We start from the raw sequence: 21323 nt of genomic DNA on the forward strand, positions 1-21323 counted from the left end.
TTAATCACCATCACTATCAACAAAATCTACCGTTACATCCATGGCATTTAAAGCACTTGTTTTTAAAACGGTAACGTACAGTTGAATGACGTTAAAGGTTTCTAAAAGTTGGTTGTTGTTAGTTTCAACTTGTATGGTAAAATCACTATTTAAACTGGCTACAACTTGATCTATTGCGGCAAAACGTTCTTCAATAATGGCTGTAATATTTTTTGTTGCTCTTTCATCGGCATCAAAAGCGGTTGCTTGTAAAAAATCTAAATAATCATCAATACTTTGTCCGTTTGTGCTGTTAGAAAAAGATGTTCCGTAATATAAATTTTTCACAGCTTTATAAGCTTCTAAAAATAAAGCTTTTGAGTTTTGCGAACTGTAAAAAGACTCAACAGTTTCTTTATTTGGGCTACCGTTTCTTTTACCAGATGGTGTAGCAATTTTAAGTTCTCTAAAACCTTTTTCAACGTAGTTAACATAATCATTAACCAACTTATCAAAAGATGCTGTTGCAGATGATCCATTGTTAGCAATTACAGCGTTTGCATTACTGTTCCAGTAGGTTACAACCTCATTTGTTAGGCCTACCATTCTGTCTAACACTTTTTCTAAATACGCAATGTAATTGTCTTTAATAGCATTAGTTGTGTAATACGAAACTATTTCGGTGTTTGTTGCAGCAAGACCGTTTACCATATAATCTACCGCTGGAAAGCCTTGTTCATTATTTCTTTTCTCTAGTGTAAAATCTATATCGGCAATTGGTAATGTGTTAGCCTCAATATTGCTTACAATAGTGTTATCATCTTCTTGAGAATCATCGGCAGTAGTTATAAAATCTACAGGATATGAATTCATAAACAACCTATAATTTAACTCTTCGGCTTTACCAAAATTAAACATTGCTATGTGTTGCCATGATTTTTGCGCATTAAATAATGCTGTTTGCAACGCTACTAAATTAGTTTCGTTTGGTGTTGTTGTAAACTGCGTTTGACTAGATTTTAATGTTGTTAATTTGGTGTTGAAATCGGTTATTGCTGGTGTAATTATATTGTTAACCCAATTGGTTAATAGCGCTTCTCTGTTGAATGTGTTATTATTGCCTTTATCACCAGAATCATCACTTGAACTACATGAAATAATTACTAAAGTTGCAAAAGCAAAACAAACTAAAAATCCTTTTTTCATTTTCTTTTTTTTTTATTGAAAAGCAATTTACTGCCACGAATATACTGCTTATTTGTAAAACCAAAAGAGTGGCTTATTTACATAAGCCACTTTTGTTAATTTATTGTGTGTTATAATTTTTAAATTATGCACCTGCTTGGGCTACGGTGAAATTAAACTTTGCTGCAATTGCTGCAGAAATTTCATCTAATTTCGTTTCGGTAATATCCCAGAAGCCATCTCCTTCAACTAAATCGTCAATAAAACCTTGTACTTCAGTTTGTGTAAATAATGGTGTTACACCATCTAGAGACAAAAATTGTAAAGAGTATACAAAACCGTAACCTTCAGATAAATCATGAAAAGCAGTAGATCTATCAGTTAATTTAGCTTTACCTTGTTGTAAGTAATAAACGGCTCTAATACCAATTACTTTGGCAAGCTCTTTTCTAATAACTGTTATAGCTTCATCTCTAATATCGTATTTTTTTTGAGCAACGGCTGCTCTACCAATAATAAATGCATCAATAATAGTTTGTGCAGTACCTGTAAAATCACTATCACCCTCTACTCTGTTAATGTATTTTTGCATTAAAATATCATCATCGGCAGATAACCCGTACACGTAACCATATGCTTCATCAAAATGGTGCTCCATGGTGGTGTAATCTTTACCTTCTGCATTTTCACCAGCATCATTTGCTGTACGGAAGCTATTTGTACCATCAAAATCATCTTCATCTAATCTATTAAAATAATGGTTAGCAGCTTGATCAAACACTAAAGCACCAATTAAAGATTTATAAAATGCTTGATTATACTCTAAACCATCACCATTTACATTTCTATTTCCATCGGCTATTCCAGCATTGCCTTTAGTAGCTACTACCGCATTTGAAACTGGTGTTTGTACTTCAGAAATAAAATTAGCTATATACGCATCAAAATCTGCTTTTAAGGCATCGGCATTGTTTGTAACGCCTACAGAAAATAAACCTAATGAATTAGCTACTTTGTTTCTTATTTTCTTTCCGGTGCCGTTTAATGAAGGATCATCAAAACCTTCGCCGTTTTTAAAATTATTTTCTAATTCAGTAAGTGTTGAAGTTGTAGCGTTTAAATCGCTACCAATAGCAGCCACTTGTTTTAAACGCGTTGTTTGCCCAGAAAAACTTACTGTTGTGTTTCCATCTCTTGTAAAAGTGTATGATGTTGGCACTGTTAAATCTGTAATATCTATACCTGTTGTTTGAGAAATTATGCGTTGTGCGCCATCATTATCATCATCTGAACATGATTGAAATAATGCAGCAACTGCTACAAGCGATAAAACTAATTTTTTCATTTCGTCTGTTTATTTAGATTTATTTAAAATAATTTTCACAAATATAAAACCCATTTTAAAGGACGCAAAATTTATTTAGATTAATTTTAAATTAAAAAACAAAAAGACAATTAATCTACTGTATTTAAGAAAGATATACTAAAAATAATTTCTAAATATTTTTGAAGCTTCGTTAAAAGCGCTTTCAAAACTCATAGCGTTTAAAGTGTTTTGCTGTTTTGAAGTAAAGTATGACAGTAGTTTTTCAGTTGGCATATTGCCTGTAAGTTCATTTTTTGCCATAGGGCAACCACCAAAACCTTGAATGGCACCATCAAAACGTAAACAACCAGCATTGTATGCCGCATCAATTTTTTCAAACCAAGTATTTGGTGTGGTATGTAAATGTGCACCAAATTCTATTTTGGGGTACTTAGGAATTAAATTAGAAAACAAATACGATATATTTTCTGGGTTTGAACTACCAATGGTATCACTTAATGATAAAATTTCAACACCCATAGTGCTTAAACGCTCGGTCCACTCTCCTACTACATCAACATTCCACGGGTCGCCGTAAGGGTTTCCAAAGCCCATTGAAATATAAACAACTACTTTTTTATTGTGCTTGTTAGCTTCTTCTAAAATATCATTTAAAATATCAACAGACTGCGCAATGGTTTTATGTGTATTACGCATTTGAAAATTTTCAGATATTGAAAACGGGTAGCCTAAATAATTTATTTCAGAATGTTTACAAGCATCTTGGGCCCCACGTAAATTGGCTACAATTGCCAATAATTTACTGCTGGTTTTAGTTAAATCTAACTGCTCTAAAACCTGAGCAGTATCAACCATTTGCGGAATGGCTTTTGGTGAAACAAAACTACCAAAATCTATAGTATCAAAACCAACACGTAATAACGACTGGATATACTGTACTTTTTTTTCTGTTGGAATAAATTGCTTAATGCCTTGCATAGCATCACGCGGGCATTCTATAATCTTAATTTTTTCTAACATATACTCGTTTAGTTTCGGTGTAAAAATACTACTAATTTTTATAAGGTTTAAAATTAGAAATTAATAGATATAACAGTTATGTTGGTTTATATTTATTAAATTTTAATTTAATTGATAACGTAAGTGTAAGCAAAAACTAATTGTCAATTATTTCCTATTTATCGATTAATATTTACACTTAACGTTTATTTTACAATATTTTCACATTAACAGGTACATTTGATTTACCAAATTTACCCAATGATACCCAACCTAAAAAAATCATTTCTTTTTTTTGTAGCAGTAATGCTAACTGCATTTGGTTTTATATCTGCGCAAAACAATGATTTTGCTTGCGGAACCTCATTTTCTGAAGCACAAATTGAACTCTTCAACAGTATAAATTACAACGAGACTTTAAGTAACAAGCATTTAAATTTAAAAGACTTATCGGAAAACATTGTTAATTATATTCCTGTAAAAATTCATGTTTTAAGATATTCTAACGGAAATGAAGGTATATGTGATGCCGATTTAAATGCTGCACTTAATAATTTAAACAACCATTTTAACAACGCTAGAATGACATTTTTTGTTTCTAGTGAAATTAATTACATTGATAGTAACCCTACTGCTCACATAATAAAAGGAGAAGATGATACTGTTTTTGAAACTAATAATTCTCCAGGAGTTATAAATATTTATTTTACGCATGCTTTAAAAAACGAAGCAAACCAAAGTATTTGTGGTTACACCAATAATACTAGAAACAAAGATTATTTAGTAATTAAAAATAGTTGTGCCACATCATCACTTGTGCATGAAATGGGTCACTTTTTTTCACTATTGCACACACATGGTAACGACAATAATGCATTAACCACAGAGCTTGTTGATGGTAGCAATTGTGATACAGATGGCGATGGTATTTGTGACACACCTGCAGACCCAAAATTAACAACTAGTAATGTTAATGAATTTTGTGAATATATAGGTACAGAAACCGATGCTCATGGGCATACTTTTAAACCCGATGTTAGCAACATAATGTCTTACGCAAAAAAAGTATGCAGAACGCATTTTACCAACCAACAATTACAAAGAATGTATGCTTTCTATATAACACAAAAGCATTATTTATCTAGCCCTACGTTTAATGCAGACATAGAAGCATATAATACCATAAGTTGTGAAAGTGAATTAACAGTAAACTTTAGTAATTCTTGCGCTAACATATCTGCTTGGGAATGGGATATAAATTCTGATGGTATTATTGACTATACCACACAAAACCCAACACATACATTTAATACCGGTATTTACAGTGTAACACTTTCAGTTTATAAAAATTCAAAAAAAATAACTAAAACATACCATAACCTTGTTAAAGTTGGCGTATTAACTGAAACTCTTTTTGATGAAGGTTTTGATACTTTTGACGTAGCAGGAGATGATGGATGGACTGTAAACGATAACAACAGTGGTTACCACTGGGTTATTAACCATGGAGAAACACACTCTGATGCTACTGGCCCCTTAAATAATCATCATCACAAAAATGGTAATTTAAACAGGTATATTTATACCGAAGCTTCAGGTGCAGAAGAAGGCGCTACAACAGCGTTTATTTCGCCATGTATTGATGTAGTTCATCAAAATTCTGAAATAGATTTTAACTACCATATGTTTGGTGAAAATATAGGTGAACTTCATGTTGATATTAAAACCATTGATGGCTATATAAATGATGTTATTCCGCCATTTATTGGTAGCCAACAAAATAACCAAACCGATGATTTTTTAAAAGCATCTATCAATTTATCATATTATGTTGGTGAAACTATCAATATTAGGTTTAGGGCCGTAAGAGGTAATGGCTGGAAAGGTGATATTGCTATTGATAATGTACACTTAAAAACAATTAGTGTTCCTGTTACAGATAAAGACATTAAATTGTACCCAAACCCTGTTAAAAACAACCTACTTTATATACAAAGAGTAGCATCTAATTTTAATGATGAAAACAGTGTTTTATACTTTGAAATTGCAAACTTAGTAGGGCAAAAATTTTCATCAGGCGTAGTTACTAACAAACCAATTGACACCAGTAATTTAGCTTCAGGCTCATACTTACTTACGGTTATTAGTAATTCTGTTAGGGTAGTAAAACGTTTTGTTAAGTAGCTTTTAAAATTGCTTTGTTTATAGATTTCACCAAACGTGGCCCTTCATAAATAAAACCTGTATAAACTTGCACTAAATCTGCACCAGCATTTATTTTTTCAAGAGCATCATTAGCAGAATGAATACCACCAACACCAATTATTGGAAATGCTTTATTGCTTTTAGTTGCTAAATACTGTATAACTTTGGTGCTTTTATCTTTTATTGGTTGCCCGCTTAAACCACCATTACCAATAGCTTTTAGCATATCTTCAGATGCTTTTAAACCAGTTCTATCTACAGATGTGTTACTTGCAATAACACCATCTAACTTTGTTTCGCTTATTAACTCTATTATTTCATCTAATTGCCCTTCATTTAAATCTGGTGCAATTTTTAATAATATAGGTTTCTGTTTTTCAAATGTTGTATTAGCCTTTTGTACCGCGCCAATTAGTTCTAGCAAATAATCTTTATCGTTTAATTTAGCATGACTACCAACATTAGGGCAACTTACATTTAGCACAAAATAATCTACATACGGGTGCAGTGCATTAAAACACGTTAAATAATCTTTGGTATAGTCTTCAGGTTTTGTATCTGTGTTTTTTCCAATATTTCCGCCAATAATTAAATTTCCCTTATTTTTTTTTAATTTTTCAATAGCAGCTTCAACACCTTCATTATTAAAACCCATTCGGTTTATAATACCTTTATCATCTTTTAACCTAAACAACCTTTTTTTAGGGTTTCCCATTTGCCCTTTAGGCGTTACAGTACCAATTTCAATAAACCCAAAACCAAAGTTTGCCAATTCGTTATATAAAATAGCATTTTTATCAAAACCTGCTGCTAAACCAACAGGATTTTTAAAAGTTAAACCAAACAAATTGCGTTCTAGAGTTTTATCATTCACAACATATAAACTTTTAAAAACAGCTTGTAAACCAGGTATTTTTGATGTGAATTTTATTAAACTAAATGTGAAATGATGAATTTTTTCAGGATCGAAAGCGAAAAATATCGGACGGATAAGTTGTTTGTACATCAGTATTATTTGTGCAAAAATACACTTAATAGTTTAAATAAAAAATCAATATAGTTAAAGAGCTAAACAATTAATAATTGTAATTTTGAAATTATAATTACACATTTAAAAATTCACTTTTAAAATGATTTCAAAAGAACATATAATAAAACGTTTTACTAGTTACGTAACTATTGATACGGAATCTGACCCAAACTCTAAAACCACACCAAGCACAGAAAAACAATGGAATTTAGCCAATAAACTAGTTGAAGAGTTAAAAGCTATTGGCATGCAAGATGTAACTATTGATGCTAATGCATATATTATGGCAACCTTACCAAGTAATGTAAACCATGAGGTACCTACTATTGGATTTATTTCGCATTTTGATACATCGCCAGATTTTACAGGCGCTAATGTTAAACCTCAAATAATTGATAATTATGATGGTAAAGACATTGTTTTAAATGAAGAAGAAAATATTGTTTTATCACCAGATTATTTTGAAGATTTATTGCAATACAAAGGACAAACTTTAATTACCACCGATGGTACAACACTTTTAGGAGCCGATGATAAAGCAGGTATTTGCGAAATTGTATCTGCTATGGAATATTTAATTCAAAATCCAGACATAAAACACGGAAAAATACGTGTTGGCTTTACACCCGATGAAGAAATTGGACGAGGCGCTCATAAATTTGATGTTGAAAAATTTGGAGCAGATTGGGCTTACACCATGGACGGAAGCCAAATTGGTGAATTAGAATACGAAAATTTTAATGCCGCCGGTGCCGTAGTTAAAATAAAAGGGAAAATTGTGCATCCTGGTTATGCTAAAGGAAAAATGATAAATTCAATGTACATAGCCACCGAATTTATAAATTCACTACCAAGGTTAGAAACGCCAGAGCATACTGAAGGTTACCAAGGTTTTTTCCATTTACATAACATGGAAGGTGATGTTGAAGAAACCACACTACACTATATAATTAGAGACCATGATAAAGAGCATTTTGAGGCCAGAAAAGAAGTAATGGTAAAACTAACAAACGAACTTAATGCCCAATACGGTAATGAGGTTATTGTTACCGAAATAAAAGACCAGTACTTTAACATGCGTGAAAAAATTGAACCCGTAATGCACATTGTTGCTATTGCAGAAGAAGCAATGAAACAATTAGAAATTAAACCACTTATAAAAGCAATTAGAGGTGGTACTGATGGTTCTCAATTAAGCTACATGGGCTTACCTTGCCCCAATATTTTTGCTGGCGGACACAATTTTCATGGGCGTTATGAATATGTTCCTGTTGAAAGTATTATAAAAGCCACAGAAGTAATATGTAAAATAGCAGAATTAACTGCCAAATAAACTTTCATATTGATAGCTTAAGTATATTTTCACTTTATATTTATCGATAAAAATCGTAATTATTCGGCTTAATGTAAATTGTTTTTACAAAAACAATTTTAATCTAATAAATACAGTGTTTATCGAATAAAAACTGTTATTTCATTGACATATAATATTTTTACAATGCTATTAATCTAATATTAATTAATTTATAACAATGAAAGACAAGGGTAATTTTTTATTAAAAAATTTAAAGGTTATAGCATTTGTATTGACTTTTATGTTCTGCTTTGGTTCTAGTGCCAATGCAACAACAAATGCGCCTTCAATGAACTTAACTACAAACACACTAACAATTTCAGCACAAAACCCAACATTAACTTGGGGCTTTGGTTGGTATTATAAGTGGAAAAAGAAATGGTACAAAAAGAAGAAAAAGCAATGGAAAAAACCAAAGCAACCTACAGATTCTGTACCATTAGATGGTGGTTTAGGTATCTTGCTTTTAGGTGCAACTGCTTTTGGAGTAAGAAAACTTAGAAAAAACTAAATATCAAAATTACTTTTAATATTTATAAAAAAGGTCTCAATTTGTATTGAGACCTTTTTTATATATGAAACTTTTAATATATTTCTAATGTAAAAACTTTCTCTTTTTTATATTTACGGTAATGCTTTATGCTACTTTTTTCAACATAATCCCTTTAATATTTTATTAGTTGAGAAAATAATATATTAAAAAAGGCTCCATTAAAAATGAAGCCTTAATATATTTTTATAAACAATTTAAGTGTTTATTTTGTAGTTGCTGGAGTATTAATTTTGTTACTCATTTCCATTGAAATTGAAGTGCGTTCAAACTTAATTTTACCTGATAAGGTTTCAATAACGCAGCTACCATCTTTATCATTAAGCTCTAAAACTTTACCATGCATACCGCTTTTAGTAACAACTTTGTCGCCTTTTTTTAGTTCTGCAGCAAACTTTTTTTCTTTTTTTGCTCGTCTCATTTGAGGTGCAATCATAAAAAAATAAAGCACTACAAATAATAAAATCATTGGCATAAATGCCCCAAATCCTTCTCCCATAATTTATATGTTATTGTACTGGTGAATTAGTTGCTTTTGCATCTGTTTTTACAAAAGCTGTTATTTTTACTGTTTCTTTACCTTTTTCGGTGTTAGCAGTAACTGTTATTGTTTTTGATATTTTATTTGAACCACTACCATTATAAGTAACAGTAAATTTACCAGATTCTCCAGGAGCTAAAGGTGCTCTACTCCAATCTTGTGGTACAGTACAACCGCAAGAACTTTTAATATCTGTAATTACCAAAGGCGCATCTCCTTTATTTGTGTAATTAAACACTGTAGATACTGATTTTTTAGCCTCTATTTCACCAAAATCATGTTCTGTTTTATCAAACTCAATCACAGGGAATTTTGATGCTTGAGCATCTCTTTCGGCAGCAGCTGCAATATTACTTTTATCTATTTTACTTGCGGCATTTTCTTTACAAGCTGTAAAAGCCAGTAAACACATAGTGCTTAAACCTAAAATTACTTTTCTCATGTTAATTATTTTTCTATTTGTAAGGGTAAAAATACTAATTATTTAATCTATTAAAAATTTTTCAACTTCAACTTAACAACATTTTATAATAAACCGCGTCCAATTTTATTAAGGGCTCCATTGTCAGTATATTCTTTCACGAGTTTGTCTAAAATACCATTTATAAAAATACTACTTTTTGGGGTAGAATATTCTTTAGCTATTTCTAAATACTCATTTATAGTAACTTTTACTGGTATTGAAGGGAAGTTTTTAAGTTCGTTAATTGCCATTTGTAACAATACATAATCAATATCTGCAATTCTTTCTGCGTCCCAATTTTTGGTTTTGGTTTCTATTTCTTTGTTTAAATTAGCTCTATTTAATAATGTTTTCTTAAACAAATCTATCGCAAATTGTTTATCATCTTCTTCTTTAAAAAGTTTAGGTACAAAATGGGTATCTAAACTGTTTGGTTTTACTTTACGTAACAATTTTAAAATGGTGGTATTTACGGTAGGCAAATCATCTAACCATGTTAAGTTTTTATCTTCAATGTAATCGTAAAGTTTATCATTTGGTGCAATAATATCTTTAAAAACATCTACAATAAATGCTTTATCTTCTTTAAAATCAGATACACGTGTGTTCATGTATTCTTTGTAAAGATCACTGCTTATAATATTTTTAAAAAGTATTTCAACATATTCAGTATCTAACTCCCAATTAGTAACTTTATGTAAATCTAACTCATCTTTAAGAGATAAGCTATTGCTTAAAAAAGTTAACAACTGATTATTAATAAATTTTTTATTGGGGTCTTTATCTTCTTTTGTGGCTAAGTGTTTGTTTTGCTTTTTTTGAAGATCTTTTTCAGCTCTTTTTCTAATTTCTAGCAGTAAAGAAATTAATAACAAGTACAAATTGTACATATTATTTATACTAAACAATAGAAATTTTTGGTCTTTACTAAAATCATCACTTTCACTACCTTTAAAGGCGTATAAAGTTTGCATAACTTTTACTCTAATATGTCTTCTGTTTAGCATAATTACAAAGAACTTAATTTAAGAAATAATAAAACATTTACTGTTTGTTTTTCGCTGCAAAAATAATATTATTTTATAAAGAAACTTCATTTTTAATTTTAATTATTTCACTAATAATTTAGAGTATTTTTAACAATTACTAAACGCGTTTTAAAAGTATATAACATATATATGCGTTATATTTGCTTTCTTGTTTACCAATATTCAATGAAAGAATTAAAACATTTAAATAAATATTTTTTAAAATACAAAACACACCTTATTATTGGTAGTTTAACCACTGTTGCAGCACGTATATTTTTATTATACACACCGCGTTATGTGAAAAAAATTATTGCTACGGTTGAAAATTACAGAGCCAATACCATTACAGAGGCTGTTTTTAAAACGCAATTAACACAAGCAATTCTATACATTATTGGTGCTGCGGTAATTGCTGGTATACTTACCTTTTTTATGAGGCAAACCATTATTAATGTTTCGCGTTACATTGAGTATGATTTAAAAAACGAAATTTACGAACAATACCAAAAACTATCTTTAAATTTTTATAAGCAGAACCGAACGGGAGACCTCATGAACCGCATTACTGAAGATGTTGGTAGAGTACGTATGTACTCTGGCCCCGCTTTAATGTATAGTATAAACACAGTTGCACTTTTTGTGGTGGCATTAATTTATATGTTTAAAGAAGCACCAACGCTTACGCTTTACACTATTTTACCGCTGCCTGTGCTATCTGTAATAATTTATAAATTAAGTAAAGAAATACATAAAAGAAGTACCATTGTACAAGAGTATTTATCTAAACTTTCAACCTTTACACAAGAGTCATTTAGTGGTATTTCGGTAATAAAAGCTTATGGTATTGAACCTCAAACCTCTACTAATTTTGAAACTTTAGCTATTGAAAGCAAAGACAAACAAATAAGTTTAACAAGAGTGCAAGCATGGTTTTTCCCTATGATGATTTTATTAATTGGCGCCAGTAATTTACTTGTAATTTACGTTGGCGGCATGCAATACATAAACGGAGAAATAGACAGTATTGGCACCATTGCAGAGTTTATTATTTACGTTAATATGCTTACATGGCCTGTTGCTACAGTTGGTTGGGTAACTTCTATTGTTCAGCAAGCCGAAGCATCGCAAAAACGGATAAATGAATTTTTAAAACTAGAGCCTGAAATTAAAAATACTGTTACCAAAAACACTGAAATAACTGGAGATATTGTGTTTAAAAACGTGTCTTTTACTTACGATGACACTAATATTAACGCTTTAAAAGGCATCAGTTTTTCTGTAAAAGAAGGAGAAACACTTGCTATACTTGGCAAAACAGGTTCGGGTAAATCTACTATTTTAGATTTAATTGGAAGACTTTACGATATTGATAATGGCAGCATTACCATAAACAATAAAGAAATAAAAAACTTAAATTTAAACAATTTAAGAGACAGTATTGGCTATGTGCCACAAGATGCTTTTCTTTTTTCAGATTCTATAAAAAACAATATAAAATTTGGTAATGAAAACGCTACTGAAGAAACTGTAATTGAAGCCGCTAAAAACGCCCAAGTACACAAAAACATTATTAAGTTTAACAACGGCTATAACACTGTTTTAGGCGAACGTGGTATTACGCTTTCTGGCGGGCAAAAGCAACGTGTTTCTATTGCCAGAGCTATAATTAAATCTCCAAAAATATTACTTTTTGATGATTGTTTATCTGCCGTAGATACTGAAACTGAAGAAAAAATACTTAAAAACCTTAACAAAATTTCAAAAGGAAAAACTTCTATAATTGTTAGCCATAGAGTATCATCAGCAAAAAATGCTCATAAAATTATTGTTTTAGATGATGGTAAAATTATTCAAGAGGGAACGCATGAAACCCTTATAAACACTGATGGTTACTACAAAGATTTGTATTTAAAACAAATTAGCGAAACTTCAAGCAAATAACCTTTAAATCAACATTTTACGGTTAACATATTTAAAATAAAATCAACAAAACTTAACATTTCAAAAAGAAAATTCATAATTTGTTGGTTAATAAAGGTTTTTTTTAGATTTTTGGTACACAAACCATAATACTATAAATTTCTATACAACTATGAATAATAATGATATGATGGAGCGAGAAGAAATATTTTCTAAAGTATTGAGAGCAGGTAGACGTACCTATTTCTTTGACGTAAGAGCTACTAAAGCAGATGATTACTACTTAACTATTACAGAAAGTAAAAAGTTCACTAATGACGATGGATCATTTCACTACAAAAAGCATAAAATTTATATTTACAAAGAAGATTTTGCTGAATTTAAAAGTATTTTATCTGAAATGACAGATTATATCATAGAAGAAAAAGGTGATGAAGTAATAAGCGAACGTCATCAAAAAGATTTTAAAAAAGAATACAACAATGAATATTCTGCAAAATCTGAAACCGAAGACACCCTTAAAGCTACTGAAAGTTTTACAGATGTAGATTTTGATGATATTTAATTAAACAAATACAGTAAAAAGCAGCGTTTAAAACGCTGCTTTTTTGTTTTTACGATACAACCATACCGTTTTTAACCTTATGTTCTGGTTTTAACAAAATAACATCTTTACCATTTACAGCTCCTAACACCAAGCATTCACTCATAAAATTAGCTATTTGTTTTTTTGGGAAATTTACAATTGCCATAATTTGCTTATGCAGTAAACTTTCTTTGGCATAACGTGTTGTAATTTGTGCCGATGTTTTTTTAATTCCTAAATCGCCAAAATCTATAATTAATTGATAAGCTGGATTTCTTGCTTTAGGAAAATCATTAACTTCAATAATGGTTCCTACTCTTAAGTCTACTTTAGTAAAATCTTCAAAAGTTATTGTATCATTCATTTTTTAAAAATACAAATTATACCGAAATTTGATTAAAAATTAACACCATGTCAAATACACCTTCAAATATGTTACCTTTAGGTACAAAAGCACCAAATTTTTCACTATTTGATACTGTTTCAAATAAAACATTACATTTTGATGATGTAAAGGGTGAAAAAGGCACTGTAGTTATGTTTATTTGCAACCACTGCCCTTTTGTAATTCATGTAAATACTACTATTGTAAATATAGCCAATAACTATATAGAAAAAGGCATTGGTTTTGTGGCTATTTCAAGTAATGATGCTATTAATTATCCACAAGATAGTCCTGAAAAAATGGTTATACATGCCAAAAATGAAGGGTACCCGTTTCCTTATTTATATGATGAAACACAAACCGTAGCTAAAGCTTATGATGCAGCGTGTACGCCAGATTTTTATGTGTTTAATGCTGAAAATACGTTAGTTTACAGAGGACAATTAGATGATTCTAGACCAGGAAACAACATTCCTGTAACTGGAACCGATTTAAAACATGCTTTAAATTGTATACTTGAAAACACTGAAAATAAAGCTTTACAAAAACCAAGTATTGGTTGTAATATTAAGTGGAAAGTATAAGCTGATACATACCTACATCTTGCCACTGTTCAAATTTAAAACCTACCTGATTTAAATGTGCTACTTTTTTAAAGCCAAATTTTTCGTGTAATTTAACACTGGCTTCATTTGGCAACGTAAGTACACCTAAAACGGTGTGATATTTTTTTTGCTTTAAGGCTTGTATTAACGCTTGGTATAATTGTGCCTAAATTTTTACCGTGTGCGGTATGCTTAATATAAATGGTAGATTCTACTGTGTTTTGGTATGCTGGTTTAGGCCTAAATTTACTTGCATAGGCAAAGCCTAAAAGTGTGTTATTTTCTTCAAAAACTAAAAACGGAAATTCTGAATTTATAGTTTTTAACTTTTCATAAAAAACACTGTATTTTAGTGGCTCATCATCAAACGTGGCTACAGAGTTTTGTACGTAATAATTATAAATTTCTAGTAATTGTTGGGTATCTTCTTTTTTAAAAGTTCTAATCATTTTTACAACCAGCCTTTTTCTTTTAAAACATTTTCAACGTGTGCATAATGGTGTTTGCTATGCCATGCATAATTACCAACATTGTGTGATAAAAACACTTTACTATTAGTTTCGGGGTGTATGAAACTTTTATTAAAATCGGCTGTTTTTAATAGTTTTAGCAATGCTACTAGTTTGTAATGCACAGCTTTAATATGCTCTAAAGACATTTGAATTGGCGCTTGTTTGCTATCGGGTAATTCGGCCCAAAGCTTTTCGTTATAAGCTTTAATTAGTGGAGTATTTTCAGTTAGAGCCCACTTAAAACGTATGTAACTATGGTGATGACTATCGGCTACGTGATGCACAACTTGCCTAATAGTCCAACCTTCAGGCCTGTAAGGTGTATCTAGTTGCTCCTTTGTTAAGTGTTTAACAAGCGCTTCAAACTTAATTGGGAATTGCTCTAAAGTTAAAATCCAATTATTTAAATGTTGTGTTGTAACAGTTTCTGGGCATTGAAACTTACCTATGGGATATTTTAATTGCTCTAAGCTTTTTTTCAAAACGTATATTTTTATAAAATAAATATAGTTTTAAAAATTATGTTAAGCAACTTCTTGCTTTCTTGTTTTGGCTTTATTTACGGCCTCAACTAAACAATTAAAAGTTTTTATTTTACTTCTAAAAAAAAGTTTTTCAAAAGTTATATTAAAGTGCCCTTTATTAGCTGCTGTAACAACAAAATATTCTTTTAAACCATAATTTAGTTTGAAATATTTTAACCAATCTTGTGGCACAACAGAATATGAGTTTACTCTGTTTGATATATATACTAAGTTTGTACCATCTGTACCTAAAAAGCTTTCAACGTCTGCAACCATTTGTTTGGCATTATCCCAACTTAGGGTAACACCTTCACCTATTTCTGAAATTACAAAACCCGAAAAAATATAAAGTTTACCAAAAGGGTAAATACACACTTTTAAAACTTCTTTATAAAAAGGAGCGTCTTCTACTCTAATCATACTAAAAATTATTGAGGCAAGGTAAATTTAAAGAAAACAAGTAATAACTCACAAAAATACTCGATATAATAAAAAAAGCACACCCCAAAAGGTGTGCTTTTATATAAAATATAACTTTATTTTTATTTTACATTCATTAATTCAACATCAAAAATTAATGTGGCATTTGGTGGTATTACTCCACCAGCACCTCTGCTACCGTAGCCTAAATTACTTGGTATTACTAAACGTGCTTTATCACCAACTTTTAAAAGTTGAATACCTTCATCCCAACCAGGAATTACTTGGCCAACTCCTAAAGGAAAATCTATGGGTTGGTTTCTTTTGTATGAAGAATCGAAAACAGTGCCATCAGCTAATTGCCCTTTGTAATGTACAGATACTGTTTTACCTTTTTCGGCTTTAACACCATCTCCTTTTTGAATAATTTGGTAACGCAAACCGCTTTCTGTTTTTTCAAAACCTGTAGCTAATTTATCTAATTCGGCATCGGCTTTTGCTTTTTCTTCAGCTATTCTTTTTTCTCTTGCACCTTCAAAAGTTCTAAAAGCTTCAATAGCATTAAATGCTTCAGCTTCTGTACCAACTCTTACTATTTCTAAGGTTTCAATAGCATCATCTTGTGCAATAGCATTAACAACGTCTTGCCCACTTTGTACTTTACCAAAAACGGTATGATTATTATCTAACCAAGGTGTTTCAACGTGTGTTATAAAAAACTGGCTTCCGTTAGTTCCTGGGCCAGCATTTGCCATAGATAATACGCCAGGGCCATCATGTTTTAAATCTGGGTGAAATTCATCATCAAATTGATATCCAGGATTTCCTGTACCGGTACCTTGTGGGCAACCGCCTTGAATCATAAAATCTGGAATTACTCTATGAAATTTTAAACCATTGTAGTATGGTGTGCCTTGTGGTTTTGCTGAATTTTCAAGGTTACCCTCTGCTAAAGCTACAAAGTTACCAACTGTTCCTGGTGTTTTTTTAAATTCTAAAGCAACTAAAATTTCGCCTTTTGTTGTATTGAATTTTGCGTATAATCCGTCTTGCATTGTTCTAATTTTTAAGAAAGTGCAAAGATAAGAATGATTGACGATTTACAATTGACGATTTACAATTTTATTTAAAATACTGAATACGGCTTTTTAATTAGCTACTTCGCTAATAAACTTAATTCTGTAAAGGCGTAGTTCTTCTTCATCATAATCGCCATCAAACTCTTCAATAGCTTCGTTTATGGCATCAGATTCAGAATCCATAAAATACTCGTGTATTTCTTCCTGCTGGTCTTCGTCTAATATTTCATCAACCCAATAATTAATATTCAATTTAGTACCAGAATATACAATGGCTTCCATTTGTTTTATGAAATCATTCATTTCTAAACCTTTTGCTGATGCAATATCATCTAAAGGTAATTTCCTATCAATACTTTGAATAATGTAGAGTTTATTTGCTGAATTGGTTCCGGTAGATTTTACAACTAAATCATCTGGACGTACAATATCATTTTCTTCAACATACTTTGCTATTAGGGCTACAAAATCTTTACCAAATTTTTTGGCTTTTCCTTCGCCTACACCATGAACATTACTTAATTCTTGTAATGATATTGGGTATTTAAGCGCCATATCTTCTAATGATGGATCCTGAAAAATAACAAACGGTGGCACGCCTAGTTTTTTTGCATTCTTTTTTCTTAAATCTTTAAGCATGCCCATAAGTGTTTCATCGGCAGATACGCCGCCACCTTTTGATGCTGTTACTATGCCGGCATCATCTTTTTCATTATCAAAAACATGGTCTTCGGTCATCATAAATGATACGGGCGATTTTATAAAATCTGCACCAGCTTCACTTAATTTTATAACGCCATAGGTTTCAATATCTTTTTTAAGATAACCTGCAACAAGAGCTTGCCTTAAAAGTGCCATCCAGTAATTTTTTTCTTTATCTTTTCCTCTTCCAAAAAACGGTTGTTCATTGGTTTTATGAGAATTTATCATGGCATTTTCTGTACCAACAATTACGTTTACTAAATCTTTTGATTTGTATTTTTCATTGGTAGCCTGTATGGTTTCTAGCAAAACTACTACATCATCTTTAGCTTCTGTTTTCTTTTTTGGATGCCTAACGTTATCATCCATATCGCCACCTTCGCCGGTTTCATTATCAAAAGCTTCACCAAAATAATGTAAAATAAATTTTCTTCTAGAAATAGATGTTTCTGCAAAAGCAACTACTTCTTGTAATAAAGCGTGCCCAATTTCTTGTTCGGCAACGGGTTTACCAGACATGAATTTTTCTAATTTTTCAATGTCTTTATATGAATAGTACGCTAAACAGTGGCCTTCGCCCCCATCACGACCAGCGCGCCCTGTTTCTTGGTAATAACTCTCAATGCTTTTTGGTATATCATGGTGAATTACAAACCTAACATCTGGTTTATCTATACCCATACCAAAGGCTATTGTTGCTACAACCACATCAATATCTTCCATTAAAAACATGTCTTGGTGGTTGGATCTTGATTTGGCATCTAAACCTGCATGATATGGCACTGCTTTTATACCGTTTACTTGTAATACTTGAGCTAATTCTTCAACACGTTTTCTGCTTAAACAGTAAACAATACCAGATTTCCCTTCGTTTTGCTTAATAAACCTAATAATATCGGCATCAACATTTTTAGTTTTTGGCCTAACTTCATAATATAAATTTGGCCTGTTAAACGAAGCTTTAAACGTATTTGCCCCAGTAATTCCTAGGTTTTTTATAATATCTTCTTGTACTTTTGGTGTGGCTGTGGCTGTTAAACCAATTATTGGAATATTATCTCCAATTCTGCCAATAATATTGCGTAGGTTTCTGTATTCTGGCCTAAAATCATGTCCCCATTCACTTATACAATGGGCTTCATCAACAGCCATAAATGATATTTTAACCGATTTTAAAAACTCTATGTTTTCATCTTTGGTTAAAGACTCTGGTGCTACATACAGTAATTTTGTAACCCCATTAACTATATCTTCTTTAACACGTTTAACTTCGGTTTTATTTAATGATGAATTTAATACGTGTGCTATACCTTCTTGGTTTGATACACCTCTAATAGCATCTACTTGGTTTTTCATTAAAGCAATTAAAGGCGAAACCACAATGGCTGTACCTTCTTGCATTAATGCAGGCAATTGATAACAGAGTGATTTACCACCACCCGTTGGCATAATTACAAATGTATGATTACCTGATAAAATACTTTCAACAACATCTTCTTGTAACCCTTTGAATTTGTTAAACCCAAAATACTTTTTAAGCGCAGAATGCAAGTCACTTTTTGCTACCAACATGAAATAATTAAAATTTATTTATACTTAAAAACACTATAAAATATTCAATATTTTTTTTGAATAATTTAAGAGACTATTTTAAAGAACCCCCATATTTTTTTCGTTAGCTTTGTAACGAAAAACCAAAATACAACAAAATTTAAATTTGAATACCTTTAAAGATAAGAAATTCTTTAAAAGCATCAACTAAAACCATATAAATTTTGAATAGCGAGAATTCTATTATAAAAATTGCTAAACAAACTATTGAAGCAGAAAGTAAAGCCATATTAAATCTTTCAAGCTTAATTACAAATGATTTTGAAGAAGCTGTAAAGCTTATATACAACTCTAAAGGGCGAGTTATAATTACTGGTGTTGGTAAAAGTGCCATAATAGCTCAAAAAATTGTAGCTACATTAAACTCTACGGGTACACCTGCTATTTTTATGCACGCTGCCGATGCCATTCATGGCGATTTAGGCCTAATTTTAGAAGATGATGTAGTTATTTGTATATCAAAAAGCGGTAATACGCCCGAAATTAAAGTACTAGTTCCTTTAATAAAAAGCGCAAAAAACAAAATGATTGCTATTACAGGCAACACACATTCTTTTTTAGCACAACACGTAGATTTTATTTTAAATGCTTATGTTGAAAAAGAAGCTTGCCCAAACAATTTAGCACCTACTACAAGCACTACAGCCCAATTAGTTATTGGCGACGCTTTAGCTATTTGCTTACTTGAAATGCGCGGGTTTTCTAGTAAAGATTTTGCTAAATACCACCCAGGTGGTTCACTTGGCAAAAAATTATATTTAAGGGTTGAAAACATTTCGTCAATTAGCGAAAAGCCTCAAGTAAAACCCAGTGCCAACGTAAAAGATGTTATTGTTGAAATTACCGAAAAACGCTTAGGTGTTTCGGCTGTAGTTGAAAACAATAAAATTGTAGGTATTATTACCGATGGTGATATTAGACGTATGCTAAGCAAAAATATTGACTTCACAACACTAACGGCCAAAGATATTATGAGCACAAACCCAAAACGAGTTGATGCTGATACTATGGCGGTTGATGCGTTAGATATTATGGAAGAAAAAGGCATATCGCAACTACTTGTTGAAAGTAATGGTAATTATGCAGGCGTTGTACATTTACATGATTTAATAAAAGAAGGTATTATATAATGGCTAAAAAAAATATAAACGAGATGTCTTTTTTAGATCATCTTGAAGATTTAAGATGGCATTTAATACGAATTTGTTTAGCGGTAATTATTGTAGCTACTTTAGCATTTGTTTTTAGTAGATTTATTTTTAAGTCTATTATTTTTGCACCGTTAGATATGAGTTTTCCAACATATAATTTTTTATGTAAAGCAGCTACTTATATTGATGTAACCACCACATTTTGTAACGAAAAAATACCAATTATAATACAAAACCGCACCATGGCCGGACAATTTTCGGCCGATATTTGGACCGCCATTTTAGGTGGTTTTGTTATTTCTTTCCCCTATATAATTTATCAACTCTGGAAATTTATAAGCCCAGGCTTGCATGACAATGAGCGTAAACACTCTAGAGGTTTTATAATCATTTCATCATTATTATTCTTTATAGGTGTTTTATTTGGTTACTACATAGTTACACCACTATCTATAAACTTTTTAGCAAATTACAGCGTTGCCGATATTGTTGATAACCAAATAGATATAAGCTCATACATTGGTTTAGTACGATCATCTGTACTAGCCTCTGGTTTAATTTTTGAATTGCCAATAATTATCTATTTTTTAACTAAAGTTGGTTTAGTAACACCTCAAACCTTAAAAAAGTACAGAAAATATGCCTTGGTAATTGTTTTAATACTTTCGGCTGTAATTACACCGCCAGATATTGCTAGCCAAGTAATAGTAGCCATTCCAATATTAATTTTATACCAAGTAAGCATTTACATTTCTAAAATTGTAGTTAGAAATCAAAAACGAAAAGAAGCCAAAAATGTCTGATATAGTAAACGAATTTAATGAATATCGTTCTAAAATGAACGACAAAATATTAAACGACAACAACAAAATAATAAAACGTATTTTTAATTTAGATACCAACGCATACGCAGAAGGCGCTTTAGATGTAAAAACAAAAGAACTACTTGGTTTAGTAGCATCGGCCGTTTTACGTTGTGATGATTGCGTAAAATATCATTTAGAAAGCTGCCATAAAGAAGGTTTAACAAAAGAGCAAGTTGTTGAAGCCTTAAGTATTGCAACCTTAGTTGGCGGCACTATTGTAATTCCGCATTTAAGACGCGCGTATGAGTTTTGGGATGCCTTACAAGAAAACTAGTTATTTAACAATTTTAAAGCCACA

21 protein-coding genes and 1 pseudogene are annotated in these 21323 nt (G+C 31.1%); 9 read left to right on the forward strand and 13 right to left on the reverse strand.

Translation table 11 applies throughout. The annotated features are described in order from the left end of the window. From ACXAG4_RS14290 to ACXAG4_RS14300, 3 genes are all read right to left on the reverse strand, one after another. Positions 1–1185, reverse strand: coding sequence for an imelysin family protein (locus ACXAG4_RS14290; RefSeq protein ID WP_475296762.1), 1185 nt, complete (start codon positions 1183–1185; stop codon positions 1–3). A gap of 124 nt (positions 1186–1309) precedes the next feature. Then, positions 1310–2509: a DUF4856 domain-containing protein gene (locus tag ACXAG4_RS14295; RefSeq protein ID WP_475296763.1), complete on the reverse strand. Its 1200-nt coding sequence runs from the start codon at positions 2507–2509 to the stop codon at positions 1310–1312. A 138-nt stretch (positions 2510–2647) separates the two neighbouring features. Further along, positions 2648–3511 carry a hydroxymethylglutaryl-CoA lyase gene (locus ACXAG4_RS14300; protein ID WP_475296764.1) on the reverse strand — a complete coding sequence of 288 codons (864 nt, stop codon included), beginning with the start codon at positions 3509–3511 and terminating at the stop codon, positions 2648–2650. A 240-nt stretch (positions 3512–3751) separates the two neighbouring features. Here ACXAG4_RS14300 and ACXAG4_RS14305 point away from each other — a divergent pair, with 240 nt between their 5' ends. After that, positions 3752–5674 (forward strand): M43 family zinc metalloprotease, encoded by a 1923-nt coding sequence (locus tag ACXAG4_RS14305; protein WP_475296765.1) that lies wholly within the window; start codon positions 3752–3754, stop codon positions 5672–5674. On the opposite strand, the gene ACXAG4_RS14310 is transcribed toward ACXAG4_RS14305, so the two are convergent. Further along, the gene (locus ACXAG4_RS14310; RefSeq protein WP_475296766.1) at positions 5667–6701 is read right to left on the reverse strand and encodes a quinone-dependent dihydroorotate dehydrogenase; all 1035 of its coding nucleotides are present in this window, start codon (positions 6699–6701) and stop codon (positions 5667–5669) included. The two genes, ACXAG4_RS14305 and ACXAG4_RS14310, sit on opposite strands and share 8 nt — an antisense overlap. A 124-nt stretch (positions 6702–6825) precedes the next feature. On the opposite strand from ACXAG4_RS14310, the gene pepT reads away from it, so the two are divergent. Together pepT and ACXAG4_RS14320 are read left to right on the forward strand one after the other, a co-directional pair. Next, positions 6826–8058, forward strand: a complete 1233-nt coding sequence (gene pepT / locus ACXAG4_RS14315; protein WP_475296767.1) for a peptidase T — start codon at positions 6826–6828, stop codon at positions 8056–8058. A gap of 199 nt (positions 8059–8257) precedes the next feature. Next, positions 8258–8590 (forward strand): PID-CTERM protein-sorting domain-containing protein, encoded by a 333-nt coding sequence (locus ACXAG4_RS14320; protein WP_475296768.1) that lies wholly within the window; start codon positions 8258–8260, stop codon positions 8588–8590. Between the two features lie 244 nt (positions 8591–8834). Here the strand turns inward: ACXAG4_RS14320 and yajC are convergent, their stop codons facing one another. The 3 genes from yajC to nusB form a co-directional block, all read right to left on the reverse strand. Further along, positions 8835–9128: a preprotein translocase subunit YajC gene (gene yajC, locus ACXAG4_RS14325; RefSeq protein WP_475296769.1), complete on the reverse strand. Its 294-nt coding sequence runs from the start codon at positions 9126–9128 to the stop codon at positions 8835–8837. 10 nt (positions 9129–9138) lie between these two features. Continuing rightward, positions 9139–9612, reverse strand: a complete 474-nt coding sequence (locus ACXAG4_RS14330; protein WP_475296770.1) for a DUF1573 domain-containing protein — start codon at positions 9610–9612, stop codon at positions 9139–9141. An 83-nt stretch (positions 9613–9695) separates the two neighbouring features. Continuing rightward, positions 9696–10607 (reverse strand): transcription antitermination factor NusB, encoded by a 912-nt coding sequence (gene nusB, locus ACXAG4_RS14335; protein ID WP_475296771.1) that lies wholly within the window; start codon positions 10605–10607, stop codon positions 9696–9698. Positions 10608–10847: 240 nt separating this feature from the next. On the opposite strand from nusB, the gene ACXAG4_RS14340 reads away from it, so the two are divergent. Together ACXAG4_RS14340 and ACXAG4_RS14345 are read left to right on the forward strand one after the other, a co-directional pair. Then, positions 10848–12605 carry an ABC transporter ATP-binding protein gene (locus ACXAG4_RS14340; protein ID WP_475296772.1) on the forward strand — a complete coding sequence of 586 codons (1758 nt, stop codon included), beginning with the start codon at positions 10848–10850 and terminating at the stop codon, positions 12603–12605. 151 nt (positions 12606–12756) lie between these two features. Beyond that, positions 12757–13149, forward strand: coding sequence for a PUR family DNA/RNA-binding protein (locus tag ACXAG4_RS14345; protein WP_475296773.1), 393 nt, complete (start codon positions 12757–12759; stop codon positions 13147–13149). A gap of 49 nt (positions 13150–13198) precedes the next feature. Here ACXAG4_RS14345 and ACXAG4_RS14350 read toward each other — a convergent pair whose 3' ends face one another. Continuing rightward, positions 13199–13534, reverse strand: a complete 336-nt coding sequence (locus tag ACXAG4_RS14350) for a tRNA-binding protein (RefSeq protein WP_475296774.1) — start codon at positions 13532–13534, stop codon at positions 13199–13201. 47 nt (positions 13535–13581) lie between these two features. Here ACXAG4_RS14350 and ACXAG4_RS14355 point away from each other — a divergent pair, with 47 nt between their 5' ends. Then, positions 13582–14139 carry a thioredoxin family protein gene (locus ACXAG4_RS14355; RefSeq protein WP_475296775.1) on the forward strand — a complete coding sequence of 186 codons (558 nt, stop codon included), beginning with the start codon at positions 13582–13584 and terminating at the stop codon, positions 14137–14139. Here the strand turns inward: ACXAG4_RS14355 and ACXAG4_RS14360 are convergent. The 5 genes and pseudogenes from ACXAG4_RS14360 to ACXAG4_RS14380 all read right to left on the reverse strand — a co-directional run bounded on the left by ACXAG4_RS14360 (position 14123) and on the right by ACXAG4_RS14380 (position 18969). Then, positions 14123–14609 (reverse strand): annotated as a pseudogene (locus tag ACXAG4_RS14360) (N-acetyltransferase family protein). The gene ACXAG4_RS14355 and the pseudogene ACXAG4_RS14360 overlap by 17 nt on opposite strands. A 2-nt stretch (positions 14610–14611) precedes the next feature. Then, entirely contained in the window at positions 14612–15154 is a 543-nt protein-coding gene (locus ACXAG4_RS14365; RefSeq protein WP_475296776.1) for a YfiT family bacillithiol transferase, read from the reverse strand. Positions 15155–15196: 42 nt separating this feature from the next. Beyond that, entirely contained in the window at positions 15197–15616 is a 420-nt protein-coding gene (locus tag ACXAG4_RS14370) for a hypothetical protein (RefSeq protein WP_475296777.1), read from the reverse strand. Between the two features lie 122 nt (positions 15617–15738). Then, complete coding sequence (locus ACXAG4_RS14375; protein WP_475296778.1) at positions 15739–16671, reverse strand: peptidylprolyl isomerase; 933 nt, start codon at positions 16669–16671, stop codon at positions 15739–15741. Between the two features lie 93 nt (positions 16672–16764). Then, entirely contained in the window at positions 16765–18969 is a 2205-nt protein-coding gene (locus tag ACXAG4_RS14380) for a RecQ family ATP-dependent DNA helicase (protein ID WP_475296779.1), read from the reverse strand. Between the two features lie 203 nt (positions 18970–19172). Here ACXAG4_RS14380 and ACXAG4_RS14385 point away from each other — a divergent pair, with 203 nt between their 5' ends. From ACXAG4_RS14385 to ACXAG4_RS14395, 3 genes are read left to right on the forward strand one after another with little or no spacing between them, the layout of a single operon-like run. Beyond that, on the forward strand, positions 19173–20138 hold the full coding sequence (locus tag ACXAG4_RS14385) for a KpsF/GutQ family sugar-phosphate isomerase (protein ID WP_475296780.1): 966 nt from the start codon (positions 19173–19175) through the stop codon (positions 20136–20138). Continuing rightward, on the forward strand, positions 20138–20962 hold the full coding sequence (tatC, locus tag ACXAG4_RS14390) for a twin-arginine translocase subunit TatC (protein WP_475296781.1): 825 nt from the start codon (positions 20138–20140) through the stop codon (positions 20960–20962). Before ACXAG4_RS14385 ends, tatC begins: the two co-directional genes overlap by 1 nt. Next, positions 20955–21299 (forward strand): carboxymuconolactone decarboxylase family protein, encoded by a 345-nt coding sequence (locus tag ACXAG4_RS14395; protein ID WP_475296782.1) that lies wholly within the window; start codon positions 20955–20957, stop codon positions 21297–21299. Before tatC ends, ACXAG4_RS14395 begins: the two co-directional genes overlap by 8 nt. Positions 21300–21323 lie beyond the last annotated feature (24 nt).

The sequence above is a fragment of the Seonamhaeicola sp. ABD4_175 genome, assembly GCF_056160885.1.